This is a genomic window from Haladaptatus sp. AB618 (assembly GCF_024136965.1).
In the GTDB taxonomy this organism is placed as follows: domain Archaea; phylum Halobacteriota; class Halobacteria; order Halobacteriales; family Haladaptataceae; genus Haladaptatus.
In genome coordinates this window covers 163,818-180,961 of sequence record NZ_JAMYJX010000003.1, presented here as the reverse complement: position 1 = coordinate 180,961, position 17,144 = coordinate 163,818, and the positions used below count along the sequence as shown (strand labels likewise).

The 17,144-nt window shown below is 62.7% G+C and carries 19 protein-coding genes; 11 read left to right on the top strand and 8 right to left on the bottom strand.

The features are described from left to right. Positions 1–34: 34 nt before the first annotated feature. The 3 genes from NKF26_RS11265 to NKF26_RS11255 are packed head-to-tail and all read left to right on the top strand — an operon-like array spanning position 35 to position 2,167. On the top strand, positions 35–1,372 hold the full coding sequence (locus NKF26_RS11265; RefSeq protein ID WP_253228069.1) for an ATP-grasp domain-containing protein: 1,338 nt from the start codon (positions 35–37) through the stop codon (positions 1,370–1,372). 56 nt (positions 1,373–1,428) lie between these two features. Then, positions 1,429–1,689, top strand: a complete 261-nt coding sequence (locus NKF26_RS11260) for a hypothetical protein (RefSeq protein ID WP_066142954.1) — start codon at positions 1,429–1,431, stop codon at positions 1,687–1,689. 55 nt (positions 1,690–1,744) lie between these two features. Further along, a complete protein-coding gene (locus NKF26_RS11255; RefSeq protein WP_253228071.1) occupies positions 1,745–2,167 on the top strand; it encodes a hypothetical protein in 423 nt (140 codons plus the stop codon). On the opposite strand, the gene NKF26_RS11250 is transcribed toward NKF26_RS11255, so the two are convergent. The 3 genes from NKF26_RS11250 to NKF26_RS11240 form a co-directional block, all read right to left on the bottom strand. Beyond that, positions 2,168–3,166: an ornithine cyclodeaminase family protein gene (locus NKF26_RS11250; protein WP_253228072.1), complete on the bottom strand. Its 999-nt coding sequence runs from the start codon at positions 3,164–3,166 to the stop codon at positions 2,168–2,170. A 129-nt stretch (positions 3,167–3,295) separates the two neighbouring features. Then, positions 3,296–3,517 (bottom strand): hypothetical protein, encoded by a 222-nt coding sequence (locus NKF26_RS11245; RefSeq protein ID WP_082837779.1) that lies wholly within the window; start codon positions 3,515–3,517, stop codon positions 3,296–3,298. Positions 3,518–3,841: 324 nt separating this feature from the next. Further along, on the bottom strand, positions 3,842–5,089 hold the full coding sequence (locus NKF26_RS11240; protein WP_253228073.1) for an OFA family MFS transporter: 1,248 nt from the start codon (positions 5,087–5,089) through the stop codon (positions 3,842–3,844). 87 nt (positions 5,090–5,176) lie between these two features. Here NKF26_RS11240 and NKF26_RS11235 point away from each other — a divergent pair, with 87 nt between their 5' ends. Beyond that, positions 5,177–5,818 (top strand): SdpI family protein, encoded by a 642-nt coding sequence (locus NKF26_RS11235; RefSeq protein WP_253228074.1) that lies wholly within the window; start codon positions 5,177–5,179, stop codon positions 5,816–5,818. Between the two features lie 24 nt (positions 5,819–5,842). Here the strand turns inward: NKF26_RS11235 and NKF26_RS11230 are convergent, their stop codons facing one another. The 3 genes from NKF26_RS11230 to NKF26_RS11220 all read right to left on the bottom strand — a co-directional run bounded on the left by NKF26_RS11230 (position 5,843) and on the right by NKF26_RS11220 (position 7,346). After that, entirely contained in the window at positions 5,843–6,241 is a 399-nt protein-coding gene (locus NKF26_RS11230; RefSeq protein WP_253228075.1) for a TIGR03618 family F420-dependent PPOX class oxidoreductase, read from the bottom strand. A gap of 72 nt (positions 6,242–6,313) precedes the next feature. Further along, positions 6,314–6,733 carry a DUF3054 domain-containing protein gene (locus NKF26_RS11225; RefSeq protein WP_253228076.1) on the bottom strand — a complete coding sequence of 140 codons (420 nt, stop codon included), beginning with the start codon at positions 6,731–6,733 and terminating at the stop codon, positions 6,314–6,316. A gap of 22 nt (positions 6,734–6,755) precedes the next feature. Then, a complete protein-coding gene (locus NKF26_RS11220) occupies positions 6,756–7,346 on the bottom strand; it encodes a class I SAM-dependent methyltransferase (RefSeq protein WP_253228077.1) in 591 nt (196 codons plus the stop codon). Between the two features lie 61 nt (positions 7,347–7,407). Between NKF26_RS11220 and NKF26_RS11215 the strand changes: the two genes are divergently transcribed. Both NKF26_RS11215 and NKF26_RS11210 read left to right on the top strand, forming a co-directional pair. After that, on the top strand, positions 7,408–7,989 hold the full coding sequence (locus tag NKF26_RS11215; protein ID WP_369682139.1) for a GNAT family N-acetyltransferase: 582 nt from the start codon (positions 7,408–7,410) through the stop codon (positions 7,987–7,989). A 113-nt stretch (positions 7,990–8,102) separates the two neighbouring features. Continuing rightward, entirely contained in the window at positions 8,103–9,164 is a 1,062-nt protein-coding gene (locus NKF26_RS11210) for a thioredoxin domain-containing protein (protein WP_253228078.1), read from the top strand. A gap of 109 nt (positions 9,165–9,273) precedes the next feature. Here the strand turns inward: NKF26_RS11210 and NKF26_RS11205 are convergent, their stop codons facing one another. Beyond that, complete coding sequence (locus NKF26_RS11205; RefSeq protein ID WP_253234329.1) at positions 9,274–9,705, bottom strand: hypothetical protein; 432 nt, start codon at positions 9,703–9,705, stop codon at positions 9,274–9,276. A gap of 104 nt (positions 9,706–9,809) precedes the next feature. Between NKF26_RS11205 and fen the strand changes: the two genes are divergently transcribed. From fen to NKF26_RS11185, 4 genes are all read left to right on the top strand, one after another. Continuing rightward, the gene (fen, locus tag NKF26_RS11200; protein ID WP_253234328.1) at positions 9,810–10,790 is read left to right on the top strand and encodes a flap endonuclease-1; all 981 of its coding nucleotides are present in this window, start codon (positions 9,810–9,812) and stop codon (positions 10,788–10,790) included. 46 nt (positions 10,791–10,836) lie between these two features. Beyond that, the gene (locus tag NKF26_RS11195; RefSeq protein WP_253234327.1) at positions 10,837–11,031 is read left to right on the top strand and encodes a hypothetical protein; all 195 of its coding nucleotides are present in this window, start codon (positions 10,837–10,839) and stop codon (positions 11,029–11,031) included. A 151-nt stretch (positions 11,032–11,182) separates the two neighbouring features. After that, entirely contained in the window at positions 11,183–13,837 is a 2,655-nt protein-coding gene (locus NKF26_RS11190) for an AAA domain-containing protein (protein ID WP_253234326.1), read from the top strand. 33 nt (positions 13,838–13,870) lie between these two features. Further along, positions 13,871–15,100 (top strand): lactate racemase domain-containing protein, encoded by a 1,230-nt coding sequence (locus NKF26_RS11185; protein WP_253234325.1) that lies wholly within the window; start codon positions 13,871–13,873, stop codon positions 15,098–15,100. A gap of 12 nt (positions 15,101–15,112) precedes the next feature. On the opposite strand, the gene NKF26_RS11180 is transcribed toward NKF26_RS11185, so the two are convergent. After that, positions 15,113–16,735, bottom strand: a complete 1,623-nt coding sequence (locus NKF26_RS11180; RefSeq protein WP_253228083.1) for an SLC13 family permease — start codon at positions 16,733–16,735, stop codon at positions 15,113–15,115. A 232-nt stretch (positions 16,736–16,967) separates the two neighbouring features. On the opposite strand from NKF26_RS11180, the gene NKF26_RS11175 reads away from it, so the two are divergent. Then, positions 16,968–17,141 carry a hypothetical protein gene (locus NKF26_RS11175; protein WP_190303737.1) on the top strand — a complete coding sequence of 58 codons (174 nt, stop codon included), beginning with the start codon at positions 16,968–16,970 and terminating at the stop codon, positions 17,139–17,141. The last annotated feature ends 3 nt before the right edge of the window (positions 17,142–17,144 follow it).

Genomic DNA, 17,144 nt, shown 5'->3' with positions numbered 1-17,144 from the left:
AAACGGACAGGCCCATCCCTCGCGTAGGAAAGCTATGACTCCTCTCGGCGAAGGAAGGTCTTCTCCACACGACGAATCCGTTCGTGTCGGCGTCCTCAGTTTTCACAACAGCAAGGAGACGAAGGCGATTCTGAACGCGATAGACGATCTAGGTCACGTCCCCGTCTGGCTTCGAAAGGGAAACACCCGCGTCCAGATCATCGGGGACGAACCGCGACTCGACCCCGACGTGGACATCGTCGTCAACCGACTGCTGTTGACGACCGCCGAACATCCGCTCGAACACCTCGAAATCGCCAACACGCTCGCCGGGCATCGGCCGATGGTCAACCCACCTTCGGCCGTGCTGACGGCGATTCACAAGTACGCGACAGCGGTTCGACTCGCCAACCACGGCGTGAGAACGCCGGATTCGTATCTGGGATTGTCCGCCGCCACGTTTGCCGAGGGGAGTCGGTACGTCGGCGGATCGATGCTCCAAAAGGCCGGTATCGGGACCCACGGTGACGCGGCGTGGAAGGTGGCGCGAAACGAGCGACCGACGCCGGTCGTCGGTCACAGGCACACGTTCCTACAGCGATTTCTGGACCAACAGGGCAAACAGTCCGACGTGCGGGTGTACGTCGTCGGCGACGAGATCGTCGGCGCGATGCGGCGGTTGGCCCCGAACGGCGACTGGCGGACGAACGTCGCGCGTGGCGGCACCCCGGAGGACGTGACGGACGAACTCCCAAAGGAAGTGGGGTCCATCGCCCTCGACGCGACACACGCCCTCGGTCTCGACGTGGCGGGCGTGGACGTGATGGAGTGGCGCGGGGATTGGTACGTCCTCGAAATAAACCCGACGGCGGGGTTCACCGGCTTGTTCGACGCGACCGGCAAGAGCGCGGCCCCGTACGTCGCCCGGTACGCGATCGAGCGGGCCGGTGGCGAGGTGGCCCCCGGGCAGGTCGGAGAGATCGCGAAAGCGCTGGACGATTCGGTTCCCGCCTGTAAACCACGTCGATCGGGCGGAACGAACCGCCACCGAACCGTCGGCTACACGGAACGGGTGGTCGTCAACGGAATGCGGACGTCGGAATCGGTCATCGCCAAGGCCGACACGGGTGCGACCCGAACGAGCATCGGTATCGACCTCGCGTCAGCGGTCGGCGCGGGTCCCATCAAGAGCAGCGCCGCCGTGAAGTTCGGCAGCGGGAAGGCGAGCAAGACGCGGCCGCTGGTGGACGTGGACATCGGTATCGGCGAACGGTGGCACAGGGTGACGGCCAGCGTGGAGGACCGAAGCCACATGCGTCATCCGCTCATCCTCGGACGGGACGTGCTCTCGGACTATCGCATCGACATCCGTCGGCGGGCGGGCGAGGAGTAGGGAAACGGCCAAAGAAAGTTTCCGTTCACTCTCCGCAGGCACGAACGATGCCAGAGATGCCAGACACGGGCACGGCGACCATCGTCTACGACGACCCGGAGGGAGAGGTAATCGAACGAGAAGCCGAGAACGACGACATCGTCTACTTCGACGACCACTGGCTGATCAAGGTCGGGGTCAACGACGAGGGCGACGACATGGTCCGACGCGTTCCACGCGAACGCGTCCACTACGTCGAACGCTCCATCGACGAACTCGAAAAGAAGGTCGAAAGCGCGGTCGAGAAGGCGAAAGAGCAGTTCGGCTGGTCGGTGTAATAGCCGATTCGGTGTGCCATCACGACTATTCGTACCGCCGCCGTGAGCCTATTCCATGGCTTCGAACGCAACAACTGGATTCGTCGGTGGACTCTTCAGTACCGTCGTCATGACGGCGTTCCGTGAGTCGATTTCGCTGTCGTACCCGCCGACAGCCGAGTTTTGCGCGAAGTTCCTCGGCGGCGAACCGAACGACCATCCGGCCGGTTCGATCGCACTTCATCTCCTGTACGGTGGATTCGCCGGTAGCCTCTTCGCCGTCGCGTTTGGGGAGGGATCGAACTCGGCACTCGACACCGAGACGGAGGGGATAATCGGCGGTCTCGGCTACGGCCTCCTGCTCTCCCTCTTCGGGGAACGGGTCATGCTCGGTCGACTGTTGGACATGGCTCTCGAAGAGGACGAATCCATGATTTTCCACGCCGGACACGCGATGTACGGCGTCGCGCTCGGCGCGTGGGTCGGTTCGCGGTCGTAACTACTCGCCGGTCAGCGCCTCGCTCGCGGGCGAGAACGAAATCGTCGAGCCCAACCCTTCCTCGCGGGCTTTCTCGTAGAGCATGTACGCCGAAGCGACGGTTTCGATGCCTGTTCCGCCGCTGTCGAAGACGGTGATCTCCTTGGCCGACTCACGGCCCGGTTTCTCGCCCGCGACCACCTCGCCGAGTTCGGCGTGGATGTCCTCTTCCGTCACGTCGCCCGACTCCATCGCCAGGAGGAACGACCCCGCGTCCGACGTCGCGCGCTCCCGCAGGTCGGGGACGTACGTCGAGCGCGCTATCGTCGTCGCGTCGAGTTCGCGCTTTTTCGGGTGATACTGACCCATCGCGGTGACGTGTGCACCGTCCTTGAGCAGGTCGCCGTCGAACACCGGTTCGCTGGCCGTCGTCGCGGTGATGACGATATCGGCGTCCTCGACGGCCGCGGCACTGCTGGCGACGGCGGCGACCGAGGCGTCGTACGCCTCGTTCATCTCGCCCGCGAACGACTCCCGGTTCTCCTTCGTCGGCGAGTAGACCCAGACGGTTTCGATGTCCCGGACCGTCATCGCCGCTTTCAGTTGTCCGCGTGCCTGCGCCCCGGTACCGATGAGCGCGAGCGAGGTTGCGTCCTCTCGCGCGAGTGCGTCGAGTCCGACCGCACCCGCCGCACCGGTCTTGAACGGATTCATGCTCGCGCCGTCGATGAGCGCGAGGGGTTCGCCGGTCTCGGCGTCGAACAGCGGCGTCATGAACCACGCATCGCCCGCGCCGAACCCGGCGGGATACATGTAGCCGCCCATCGCGCCCGTTTCTGGGAGAATTGCGGAGTAACTCGTCAGCATCCCCGCCGGTTCGTCGTTCACCAGCGTCGTCCGGGGCTTCGCGGGCGCTCCCAGTCCTCGCTGACGATAGCCGTCACGCACGGCATCGACAAACTCGTCGATCTCTGCCAGTCCAGCGACGTCGTCGCTCGTCAAAAACAGCGTCTCGGTCATGGCTGGACGAACGGAAGCCAGCGACAAAACCGTTGAGGAACGGAGACGGTAGCCGTCGGGAATGAAGGGTGAAAATGAACTGCGAACGTGAAACGAACGGAGAAAGGAGAGGGAAAAGAGGGACGAAAATTACTCAGCGGAATTGACTGGCGCGGATGACTGGGGGTTCGGGGCAGATGCTTCATCGACGGGGCCGTTTACGAACAGTGCGTGTCCGATGAGGAGCACGGAAACGAACGCTCCAAGGGGTACAGCGGTCGTTAGCGCGAGTCCAGCGATGCTGAACGCTCCGGTTACACCGACCAATGCGAGTGGGATCAGGCCAAGAATGAGGTCATAGTATCCAGTCATAATGTATTCAATAATATGCGGTATAGGTATATAACTGTTTCCCATAGGCGAAGCAGCTGATTCCTGTATGGATTGAGAATGCTCTAAGGAAACCACCGGTTACATTCTCATAACTTATAGAGACGCCATCAAGATACAGGGCCTGAAAACCGAGAATTCTGCACTCTCTGTGGGGAGAGTAATGCTCGAGAGTAATTCATTCTGCCAAAAAATCATGTTAACGATGCACATGATAGGTGCTGTCTGAATTCCTCGAGGGAGGATTACCAGGGATAATTGAGATAGGGCGTCGATGGTCGACGATCGAACGGCGGTATTCACCGATCAGTCGTGCGTCGGGGGACGAAGGAGCAACGCGCCGAGCGCCGCCACGATTGCGAGAACACCGCCGATGAGGAACGCGACCGTCCATCCCATCGCCGTAACGAGAAACCCTGTAACTGCCCCGCCGAACACGCCACCCCACATCTTCCCCGAGTAGAGCAGTGCGTAGTTCGCCGAGGAATGTTCCCTTCCGTAGTAGTCGCCGACGACGCTCGGGAACAGCGTGTACTGTGGACTCCAGAAGAACGTGGCGACGATGACGGCGAGGACGAACCCGATGTCGGAGTTCACGTTGGCGAACCAGACGACGGCGAACAGACCGACGCCGCACAGGAAAAAGGAGACCGCCATCGCGCGCTCCCGATCGATCCGGTCGGACGCGTCGCCGACGATCAACCGCCCCGCGCCACCCGAAAGCGGCAGTACGATGGCGGAAACGGTTGCAATCATCGCCGCCAGCCCGAAGTGCTCGGCGAAGGAGACGACCTTCGCGGTCAGCATCAACCCCGCCCCGCTCGCGCAAACGAACATCACGTACATCACCCAGAACTGCCACGTTCCGGCCATCTCGCGCCACGTGTACTGCGGGCCCGAAACCATCTCCGTCGCCTCGTCGCCGCCGTCGGCCGTCGCTTCGAGCCATCCCTTGGGCGGGTCGCGGAGCACGACCGCTCCGACGAGGATTCCGATACCGATGAGCAACCCCATGTTCCAAAGGACGCCCGGGTAACTCGACGCCGTCGCGTTGGTGCGCACGTACGGAACTACGAGCGCACTCCCCGCCGCGAACGCCATCGTCCCCAGCCCGGTCGTCAGACCGCGCCGGTCGGGGAACCACTTCAGCGCCGTGTTCACCGCGACGGTGTAGACGATACCGACCCCGATGGCCCCGAGCGAGTAGAAGAGATACAACTGCCAGACGCTCGTCGCGCGGGACAAGGCGAGATAGCCACCTCCGGCGAGGATTCCCGCGAGGAGCGTCAGCGCCCGTGGGCCGTGTCTGTCGCGCCACCAACCGACGGGGAACTGTGACCCCGCCTGAAAGATGACGAAGAGGGTGAACACCGCGCCGAGCGCCGCAGGATCGATGGCGAGGCGATTCGCTATCGGCGAGCGGAGGGACGACCACACGTATTGATACGGACTGACCAACCCCATCATCACGACCGCGGCGGCGACCTGCCACCATCTGGAGAACCCGAGCACGTCCTTGGCGCGGGCAGAATAATCGACATCGGTAGTACTCATGGCGCAACCGACCAACCGGATAACAATCAGAGTTGGGTTTGGGGAAACCCGCGTAAGTTTATGAGGGAATACGAACTATTATCCACCATGAAGGGGAGAAAATCGTATTTCGTCGCGCTCGCACTCGTCGTCGTTTCGTTCGCCCTGGGCGTGTACTACTATCCCCGCATGCCGGACCAAATCGCGTCCCACTGGAACGCGAGCGGGAACGCCGACGGCACGATGCCGAAGTTGTGGGGACTGTTCCTGGTCCCGACGATGACCGCGGGACTGTTCGTGCTCTTCGCCGCGATTCCGCGGATCGACCCGCTCCGGGAGAACATCGCGGAGTTCCGGCGGTACTACGATCTGTTCATCGTCCTGTTCGTCGCGTTCATGCTGTACATGCAGGTGCTGATCGTCCTCTGGAACCTCGGCTACCGATTCGACTTCACGATGGTGCTGTCGCCAGCCATCGGCGTGCTGTATTATTTCATCGGCGCGCTGATGAGCCGCGTCGAGCGGAACTGGTTCATCGGCGTCCGGACGCCGTGGACGCTCTCGGACGATAGGGTGTGGAAGAAGACCCACTCGCGTGCGGGGCCGCTGTTCAAAATCGCGGGAATCATCGCCATCCTCGGCGCGTTCGTCCCTCGGTATGCGATTTACCTCATGGTGGGCCCGGTCATTCTCGTCGCGGCCTATCTCATGCTATACTCGTACGTCGAGTACCGGCGCGTCGCCGCGTGAAAACGCTATTTTCGTCGTTTCCGGTCACCCGCCGTGGGCGATTACCTCGTCCGGACGGATTTTGAGCAGGACTCGCGTCGTCCGAATCTCCGGCTGATACTCCTCCCCCGTGTAGCGCTGAGATAGTTCGTCGATGTGCTCGCGGGCACCCTCCTCGGTCATCTCGTCGACTTCGCCGAGGACGGACAGCGCCCGATAGCGGTTGTCCGGGTCGGTCATTCCCATCCCGACCTTCGGGTTCTCCCGCACGTTTCGTTCCTTGCGCCGACCGCGTTCGGTGTTGACGAGCACCCTGTCCTCGTCGGCGTCGTAATCGACCCACACCGGGGTGACGTGCGGCAGTCCCTCCGGCGTGAGCGTGGCGAAGTACGCGAAGACGGGCTTCTCGAACAGTTCGTGGAACTCGGATGGAATGGACGACATCAGGAACGGAGGACAACCGGGAATCACTTTACGCTACGGGCCACGGCGTTCGGCGACGGCAAAGTGACCGCGTTAGCGAATCGCGAACGTAACCCCGGCCAAGATTCGCCAGACGGTCAAAAACAGGATGCCGAAGCCGAGCATCACGAGGACGAAACTGACCGGTGACTCGCCGTGGAAGAACGACGTCGCACGGAGTGCGGCACCGATGAGCGCGGCGGTGATCCACGTTCCGTCCGCGAACAGCACCGAGACTCGAACCGACCGGCGGGCGCGGGAACTGTACAGGCCGACCACGAACGCGGATATCAACCACCCGATGAGGAACGGTGCGACGGTGTTAGCGAAGTAAAGTGGTTCTTGGAAAATCGGATCGTGATGGCGAAGGCTCCCGACTGCCAAGAGCACCAACAGAACCACGATATCGCCGATGAAGAGTCCGGCCGTCGTTCCCGAGCGGTCGAATCGCCGAGTTACGAACGCACTGCTCATACGGTTCGTTGCACGGCCGGGGTTATGTCGTTCCCGATGTGCGTTTGATACCCGCAACGGTGTAATCGAAGCCACGGCCCCGAACTCGCGGGACGAGGTCCGCCGCGTGTAGGAGACGAGCCAGTTCGTCCGGCGTGAAAAACGACGACCGCATTCCCAGCAGATGTTCACCACGGACGAGCAACCGGCCCCGAACCGTCGCCGGATTGAACTCGCGGATGATCACCACGCCGCCGGGCCGCAGCACGCGCTCGACTTCCGAAAGGGTCGCCTTCGCGTCGCCGATGTGATGGAGTGCGTCCGAGATGACGACAGCATCGACGGATTCGGCGTCGAGCGGCAGTCGGGTCGCATCCCCGCGTACGCAGTCGAGTCCGCGTGCGTGTGCCTGTTCGAGCATCCCCGAGGAGGCATCGACGACGAAGCGCTCGTCCACGTCGAACGCGCGCACGGCCCGGCCCGTTCCGCCCGCTACGTCCGCGATTCGCTCGATGGGTCGTTCGGCCTGTTGGAGGCCTTCGCGCAAAATATCGTAATCCGAATCGGGCGAGAAGTAGTCGTACAGTCGTGCGATGCGGTCGAAGTGACCGATATCGCCGTTCGTGGGGGACATATCGGATGAACGCGACCCATCGCATAAAATTCGACGGCGGAACCACCGACCCGATGGAGGGATGTGGGTCGCGCCGAAACGGATGAACATGGAGTACGCGGTACTGGGATGGCCGGACGAGGGGCCGAAACTGCGACTCGATTACGAACGGTTCAGCTACGCGGGCAAGTTCGTGATGTCGAACACGGGGAAGGCCGTCGCCCGCGTCTCACGGGATGCGGCCGGACTTCCGGTGAACTACGGCGACGACCATCTCGTGGCCGCTATCGCGTTCAACGAGGACCGTACCGACGACGGGACGATGTGGCTTCGGTACGTGACGGTACACGCCGACCGCCGCGGCGAGGGAATCGGCTCCGAACTCGCGCGATTCACGACGGGGCGGATTCACGAGCGTGATTATCAGCGTGTTAAAATCGCGGTAAACAACCCCTACGCGTACCACGCGCTCTATCGAGCGGGATTCGGATTCACCGGCGAGGAGACGGGACTGGCGGAACTGGTCTTGGAACACCCGAAACCCGAAACGGAGCGCTATCAGGACGGATTGGACGTGTATCGTGCCCGTGATCTCTCCCCGAACGAGGAGGAGTTTCTGGCGGCGAAGGAGGGTCGTCGGCCACCACAATCGGTCGACCCCTGAGCCTATTGAATGATCGGGAGGCCGATGAATTCACGGGGGGAATCTCTTCGTTTAGTACACCATTCATTCAGCCGTTAATGACCTATTAACGAAGGTTGAGTATCGCTTCGTGTATGACAGTGAGAGACGATAGAAGAAGAGTGCTCGGACTCATCGGGTCGGGCCTGACGGTCGGATTCGCCGGTTGCTCGGCGTTTTCGAAGAACGGTGCCTCCTCGGAGAATTCGGGCGGACGGAACGGCGCACAGACGACGACGGAGACCATTCAGGATCCGACGTCGAGCACGACGGAGACGGAGACCGAAACGGAGACCGAAACGGAAACCACATCGGAGGTCGACCCCGTGGACCCCGAAGACCTCGAACCCGCACCGAAAGCCTATCAGGCGGTGTCACGCCCGGAAAAGGCAGGTGAGTACAAGTATGCGACGATGGGTTCGGAAGATGCATCGGTGACGGCTCGGTTCTACGGCGCGTGGAAGTGTCCCTACACGCGTCACTTCGTCCTCGACATCCTACCGACACTCATCGAGAAGTACGTCAAACCCGGCGACGTGGCGATCGAGTTCCGCGCCGTCGCCTACGAGGACGGCGAAGGGTTCCACGGTCCCGACTCACCCCGTGCGGCGCGGGCCGGGTTGGTGGTCTGGAATCAGGACCCCGACCAGTTCTGGACGTACTTCGGTACCGTGTTCAAAAACCAGAACAGCGCGCCGGGGTGGGCGACGACGGAGATGCTTCTCAACCTGGCCGAGAAGGCAGACGTGAGCGACCGCTCGGACATCGCCTCGATCATCGAGTCGGACAAGTACCAGTCCCAGATCGAGAAAACGATGGACCAAGTACACGACATCCCGATCACGCGCGTCCCCCGCATCGTCGTCGGCGACACCGTGACCGCGCCGACTGTGTCACCGAAGAAGACGAAGGCACAACTCGACGCCGCGCTCGGGAAAGGGTCGAAAACGACGACCACGACGGACGATTCCAAAACGACTACCACGAAGGGAGACGGTTCGGGAACGACTACCACGAAGGGTGACGGTTCGGGAACCACCACGTCCGGGACGACGAGCACCACCAAGACGTCCGGTGATTCGACCACGAGCACCACGGGAACGAAAACCACGACGAACTCGACCAGCACGACGACCGGCACGAAATCCGGAAACTGATCGGCGTTCGTCGTGAACCCGGTGTTCCACTCTTCTCTCGCGTCTCTTTGTCACACTGGTCGAACACAGACTCACGAGCGAGTGCTACACCGAAGAGAAGTACGGGGAGTCATCGATTTTCGAAACAGTCGGTTCCCTCGTTGCTCGATAAAATGAATAGCGAACTGTCCGAGTCTATCCAAATTTGTACTCTCGCACACGCGTTCTTCATCTCGTCCGTGAGGTTCGTCTCCGCACTGTCATTCCCCATCTTCGCACGAATCACGACTTCTCCGGGATCACTGGGGAAGTCGACAGTAATCTCCTCCCCACCGAGAACATTGCCCTCCTTCGCTGTGACCTCGTGTCTCTCTGAATAAACGCTTTTGCCATCGTAGAGCACATCGACTGCGACTGTTTGCGGGTCTTCGCTATTGTTCTCGATGGACAATTTCGTCAGGACGACGCCGCTATCCTGAGATTTCGAACCGAGGGACTCAACACACCCAGCGAGTGCGAGTAGAGAACCGGCGGTCATGGTGAGGACTGCCCTTCGTTTCATACGCTTCGTTTCAAATCGGGTTCTAATACACTTTTCTCCGACAGATAGCTCGATGTCGTCCCGGACGGGAGCTTTCAAGCCGCTCCCGCCCTTAGCGTCGCCAAATGGGTAATTCCGCACTGCGGCAACTCGCATCCCTGGAGGAGGTCAGCTTCGACGACATCGAAGGCTCGGTGGTCGCCATCGACGCCCACAACTGGCTCTATCGCTATCTCACGACGACGGTCAAGTGGACCAGCGACGAGGTGTACACCACCGAGGACGGCACCGAGGTCGCCAATCTGGTCGGCGTCGTCCAAGGCCTGCCGAAGTTCTTCGAACACGATCTGGTTCCCGTCTTCGTCTTCGACGGCCACGTCACGGACCTGAAGAGCGACGAAATCGAGAACCGACGCGAACAGCGCGAGAAACTGGAGGACCAATTGGAAGATGCACGCGAGGAGGGCGACGCCATCGAAGTCGCCCGACTCGAAGCCCACACCCAGCGGCTCACGCCCGTCATTCAGGAAACGACGCGGGAACTGCTCGACCTGCTCGACGTGCCCGTCGTCGAGGCCCCCGCCGAAGGGGAAGCACAGGCGGCGCACATGGCGCGAACGGGCGCGGTCGATTACGCCGGAACGGAGGATTACGACGCGCTCCTCCTCGGCGCGCCGCTCACGCTCCGCCAATTGACAAGCAAGGGCGACCCGGAGTTGATGGACTTCGAGGCGACGCTCGAAGAACACGACATCACGTGGGAGCAGTTGGTCGATATCGCCATCCTCTGTGGCACCGACTTCAACGAGGGCGTCTCCGGTGTCGGTCCGAAAACGGCACTCAAGGGTGTCAAGGAACACGGCGACCTCTTCGGCGTCCTCGAAGAGCGTGACGCCTACATCGAGAACGTCGAAATCATCCGCGGGATGTTTCTGGACCCCGACGTGACCGACGAGTACGAGTTCGACGCGTCGATGGACCCCGACATCGCGGCGGCCCGCGAGTACGTTGTCGACGAGTGGAAAGTCCACGAGGACGAGGTCGCACGCGGGTTCGAGCGCATCGAGGAGAGCATCACCCAGACCGGTCTCGACCAGTGGACGTAGCCCGGCTTTCGAAGGATTCTTACCCCCCTCGTTCGACCTCCCGCCAATGGACGAGGAGCAGCAACGAACGTTAGCCGTCTGGTCGATTTTCGTCGTCCCCTTCGTCTTCCTCTTCGGCTTTCTCCTGTTATACGACAGCCTCACGCTGGAAATCGTCGCCATCTACTGGTTCCCGGCCATCGTCCTCACCATGATCGGGGTTATCGACCCACCGTGGACCCTCGTCTCGGATGGGGAGTGAGTCCGGAGTTGGAACTGATTTTGGCGAAAACCGAGCGCCGTCCGTTCGTAACGAGACGGGAAAAGAATCTCGAAACCACACCGAACTCGTCCAATTCGTCTTCCCGTCGTAATCGACAGTATTTTTCCGCGAGGGCAAGTACGAACTGTTCGTGAATATACGGGGGACGGTCACCGAGCCGGGAGAGGTGCGGGCCGTGAGTACGCAGTACGGGGAGCGCGACCTCGTGGAAGTCGTCGTACAACCGGACGACGACGTGCCGAAGACGGTGACGCTGTGGGGCAAGTGGACGGAGACGGCGGAGTATCTCGAAGCGGGGATGGAGCTGTTGGTGACGGACGTCGAGGAATCCGAGTACCAGGGCGAGACGAGCTACGCGACAAGCAAGGAGTCCTACGTCGTGGTCGAACCGGCGTTCCTCGTGAACGTGACGGACGTTCGCTCGTGGGTGCAGTGCCCCCGGATGTACTACCTGAACAAACTGTCGGGGATTCCGCTGAACTACCCCGTCGTCAAAGGGACCATCGTCCACGAGGTGTTCGGCGACCTGCTTCGCGGTCGGGAATTGGACGAATCCATCGAAGAGCGCGTCGAGGAGGTCGGTCTGCAACTCGGCCTGCTCGGACGCGAAGCGGATGAAGTGGTGGGCGAGGTACGCCAGAACGCCAGCGCCATCGAGGGCTGGTTGGAACAGGGCGTCCTCGACGACACGGACGACTGGCGGAGCGAGTACACGCTCATCAGCGAGCGCTTCGGCATCAAAGGTCGGTGTGACGCGCTCCGTCGCGGGATGCCGGTCGAACTGAAGACGGGCAAGAACACGAACCGCGACCCGCGGTTTCAGGACAAGATCCAGGCGGCCTGCTACGCCCTTCTCCTGCAAGAGCGCGACGTTCCGGCCGACACGGGCACCCTGCTGTACACGAAGAACTCGGCGCTGGACCGCACCGAGGAGACGGGCGACCTCTCGCCCGCGAAGGAGTTCGCCATCGCCAAGGGACTGCTGGAATTCGTCGTCCGAACTCGCAACGAGATAGCCGCGGCGGAGTTCGATATGAGCGTTCCGACGGGGTACGAGGCGAACGCGAAATGCGAGTATTGCTTCGAGAAGGACACCTGCATGGTCGTTTCGGGGCGTCTGGACCAGGAGTCGAAGGCGGGCCAAATCGGCCGCCCCATCCCCGAGGACGAGCGTGAGTACTTCCGGGAGAAGTACGAGCAAATCGAAAAGGAGCGGCGGGCGACCCACCGCGAGTACGCCAAACTCTGGGAACAGACGGCCGAGGAGCGAGCCGACGACGACCGCGCGCTCATCGGGTTGGAACCCGCAGGTCAAACCCAGATCGAAGGCGAACGCTGGGAGCTTCGCGCCAGGCAGACGGACGATGCCGTCTCGAAGATTCGGGAGGGTGACGTCGTCCTCGCCAGCAACGGTCACCCGGTCAGCGGGCACGCGGAACTGGCGCGGGTCGTGACGCTCGGGGACGAAATCGTCGTCACGACGGACGAACCCGTCGAACTCCGCAGGTTGGACGTGTACCCCTCGGAGTTCTCGTCCGACGCGATGTTGACCGCGCTACACGACGCTCTGCTGAAGGGCGACGAGCGGCGGAAGGACGTGCTGTTCGGCAGGGGGGAGCCGGAGTTCGAGGGAGGAATCCGACCCTTCATCGAGAACAACGATGCCCAGAACGAGGCGGTCAACCTCGCGGTGAACGCGAAGGACTGTGCGCTCATCCACGGCCCGCCTGGAACAGGGAAGACCTACACCATCGCGCGGACCATTCGGGCGCTGGTGGAGGACGGCAACCGCGTCCTGCTGTCGGCGTTCACGAACCGCGCCGTGGACAACGCGCTCGAAGCGCTCCGGGAGCAAGGGTTCGGAGAAGCGGAAATCGTTCGCGTCGGCACGGAAACCGGCGTCCGCGCGGACATGCAGGACGTTCGTCTGGAGCGGAGCGGCGACCCCGGCGCGCGCGTCGCCGAGCTCAAGGGGGCGAACGTCGTTGCCGCCACGACGGCGACCTGCGGCTCCCGGATCATGCGCGAGGAGGCGTTCGACGTGGCGCTCGTGGACGAAGCCTCGCAGTTGACCGAACCCGCCACGCACGCGGCCATCAATCTCGCCGAGCGGTTCGTCCTCGTCGGCGACCATCATCAACTGCCGCCGGTCGTGAGGGCAGAAACTGACCTCTCGACGTCCCTGTTCCAACGGCTCGTCGAACGGTACCCCGAGGCGTCCGTCATGCTCGACCGCCAGTACCGGATGGCACAGCGGATTCAGGCGTTCTCCTCGCGGGAGTTCTACGACGGCGCGCTCCGTCCGGCCAACGGCGAGGTTGCGGCCCAACGGATCGAGAACCTCCCGACGGTCGATCCGGACGCCCTTTCACCGAAACTCCGGACGGGGGTCAGCTTCTTCGACCCGGACGGAACCACGGCGGGGAACACGAACCCCGTCGAGGCCGAGCGCGTGACCGAACTCGTCTCGGAGTTCGTGGAGGCGGGCGTCGCCCGCGAGGACATCGGCGTCATCGCGCCGTTCCGGGCGCAGGTCGCCGAGATTTCTCGAAGGGTTCCGGATTCGGTCGCGGTCGATACGGTGGATCGGTTCCAGGGGTCGAGCAAGGAGGTCATCATCGTTTCGTTCGTCGCCACGGGCGACTTGGACAGTCCCATCTTCGACGATTATCGCCGGGTGAACGTCGCGCTGACCCGGGCCAAGAAATCCCTCGTCCTCGTCGGCGACGAGCGCGCCCTGCGCTCGTCGCCCCTCTACGACCGAATGGTCGAGTGGGCGACCTGAGGACTTTCCCCCCCGGCGTTCGTACCGCAACCCATGGACGACTCGCTTCCGGACTACTCCCTGCCCGACTGCGACGTGACCGTTCTTTCTCCGCCGGGTGGTACCGCGGTTTCCCCTCGGACCGCCGCCGAGCGAGCGGTCGCGGACCCGCACGGCCCGAATCTCCACGACCTCGTGTCCCCCGACGAGACGGTCGCGGTCGTCGTGACGGACGTGACGCGGGCCACGCCGGACGACGTGCTGTTGGACGTGTTGCTCGCGGAATTGGCGGAGGCGGACGTGCCGCGCGGAAACGTCTCGGTCGTCCTCGGCCTCGGTCTCCACCGCCCGATGACCGACGAGGAGATCGAAAATGCCCTCGGCGAGCACGCGGACCTCGCGGAGAACCACGACGCGGAGGCGGTGATGGAGGTCGGAACGGTCGAGGCACCTGACGGGGTAGCGGTCCCCATCGAGCTCAATCCGACCGTCGCGGACGCGGACCGTGTCCTTGCGACCGGGATGGTCGAACCGCACCAGTACGCGGGCTTTTCCGGCGGGGCGAAAACCGTCGCCATCGGCGCGGGCGGCGAGTCGCTCATCCGGTACACGCACGGGCCGGACATGCTCTCCCGGTCCGGCGTCAGACTCGGCCGAGTCGAGGACAACCCGTTCCGGGAACTGCTGAACGACGCGGGCGACGTGATCGGTCTCGATTTCTGTCTGAACGTCACGCACGGGCCGCAGGGGATTCTCGGGGCCAGTGCCGGATACCACCGCGACGTGGTCGCCGACCTCGCCGAAGTCGCAAAAGAGGCGCTGTCGGTTCCGGTCGCGGACGACTACGACGCCGTCATCGCGGGCGTTCCCGAAGCGAAGGCCGCGAACCTCTATCAGGCGACCCGCGCCGCCACCTACGTCGTCCTCGGCGACCGAAACCCGCTCCGTGCGGGCGGACGGGTCGTCGTCCCCGCCGACATGCCCGAAGGCGCTGGCGAGGGAAAAGGCGAACAGCGATTTTACGACCGACTCGACGGCGCGAGCGACCCTGAGAGCCTCTACGACGAGATGCGAACCGGCTACGAACCGGGCGCACAACGAGCCTTCATCGTGGCCCACGTCTTGCGGGATCACGACGTGTACGTGACCGGGAGCGAGCATCCCGAAATCGTCGAGGACTGTCTGATGCACGCCCGGGACTCCGTCGAGGACGCCGTCGAACCCGGCAGCGAGGTGCTCGTCGTCCCGAACGCGCTCGATACGCTGTTGGTTCGAGCGGAGTGAAAACAGGTTCCCTCACCAGAGGACGTGCGGCCAGACGAACTGGAACAGCACCCAGATGAGTCCGGTGAGGATGACCGTCATTATCAGGTTCAACACGACCCCGGCGCGCATCATCTGTTCCTGCTTGAGATAGCCGCTCCCGAAGACGATGGCGTTCGGCGGGGTCGCGACGGGGAGCGCGAACGCGAAACTCGCCGCGATGGCCCCCGAAACGGAGAGGAAGACGGCGGCGGCGACGTCCGTCAGTCCGAGCGTGGCCGCGAAGACGCTCCCGATGCTGATGAGGATGGGAATGATGATGGTCGCCGTGGCGGTGTTCGAGGTCATCTCCGTCAGGAAGATGACGAGGAGGACGACCACGCCGACGACGAGGACGATGGGCGCGCCGGTGAGCGATTTGAAGACCGAGTTCGATATCCACTTCGTCGCGCCCGTCGTCGCCAGCGCGTCGGCAAGCGCGATGCCGCCGCCGAACAGGAGGATGGTCCCCCAGTCGATGTCCACGAGGTCGTCCCACTCCATCGTGTCCGCCAGCACGAGCGCCGGAACCGAGGCGAGGCCGACGACGACGTAGTACAGCATGCCCTGGTGGCCGTCGATGCCGAAGACGCTCGTACCGTCGCCGCCGAACAGCGTGACCGCCCACGAGGACGGCAAGTACCCGCCGATGAAGTCGCCCAATCCTCCGACGACCCACAGAAGGGCGGTTGCGGTGAAGATGAGCGCGACGCGTTTACCGCGCGGACTCAACTCGCCTTCCTCTTCGAGGTACTGACGCGCCATCCGTTGTGCATCGCTCACGTCGTCTATCTGCGGCGGATAGAGGAGATACGTCAGGACGTACCAGACGATGGGGAGCGTGATGACGACGACCGGAACGCCGATGATCAGCCATTGGGCGAAGCCGATCTCGTAGCCCAGAATCTCGTTCAGTTGCGAGGCCAGCACCGCGTTGGGCGGCGTCCCGATGAGCGTCCCGACGCCGCCGACGCTGGCCGCGTAGGCGGTTCCGAGAAGCATCGAGACGTGGAGGTTGGTGAACGGTTCGTCTCCGCCTTCGACCGTGACGGTCCCGCCGTCGGGGGCGGGCGACGAGTCGGACGACCCTCCTGGGACTGCCGAACCCGCCGCTTCGACCGTCTCGCGGCCCAGTACCTGCGAGAGGACGCCAAGCGCGATGGGCGTCATCATCGCCGCCGTCGCCGTGTTCGACACCCACATCGAGAGGAACGCCGTCGCCAGCATTACGGAGAGGACGAGTCGGCGCGGCGAGGACCCCATCACGGACATTATCCAGAGGGCGATCCGGCGGTCGATGTCGTATTTCTGGAGCGCGTTCGCCAGCATGAACCCGGCGATGAACAGGAAGATGAGGTGGTTCGCGAAACCCGCCAGCGCGTCGTCGAGATCGGCGTACACGCCGAACATCGTGAGCACGACGGGGATCGATAGCGCCGTCACCGCCAGCGGAAGCGTCCCTGTCACCCAGAGAAAGCCCGCGAAGAACATCGTTGCGAACGCGAACTGCCCGCGGACCGAAAGCCCGGCGGGCGTCGGGGCGGCGGCGATTACCGCCGTCCCGATAAGCGCGATAACGAAGAGAACGAGTCGCCTGCGTGGATCCGCCTGTGTCATTGGCAAGCAGACGCATGGATTCGGCACGATTAATTCTTTCTCAGATTTGTGAGAATTATAACTGAATCGGAACTTACGGTTGTACTTTTAGATTATATCGTATGGATCCGAAGATTTCCGTCGATGTCTGAAGTTATCTCAGTAATCGTGTTCCGCGACGTCTCCACCGAACTGAATATCGAAGTTATTCCGATTGGCCGAGGTTTATGTCCGGCGTGGGAGAAGCCCCAACATGGAAGAAGCACAGAGGCCTAACGTTCACGGCGAACTATGGAGGGGCATCGGCGTCGGCCTGCCGCTCGGGACCGGCGTCGGAATCGTCACTGGGGAGTTGGCCGTGTGGATGGCCATCGGTTCGGCAGCGGGTATCGCGCTCGGTACTATCCTGACCCGAAGACAGGGATAGGAA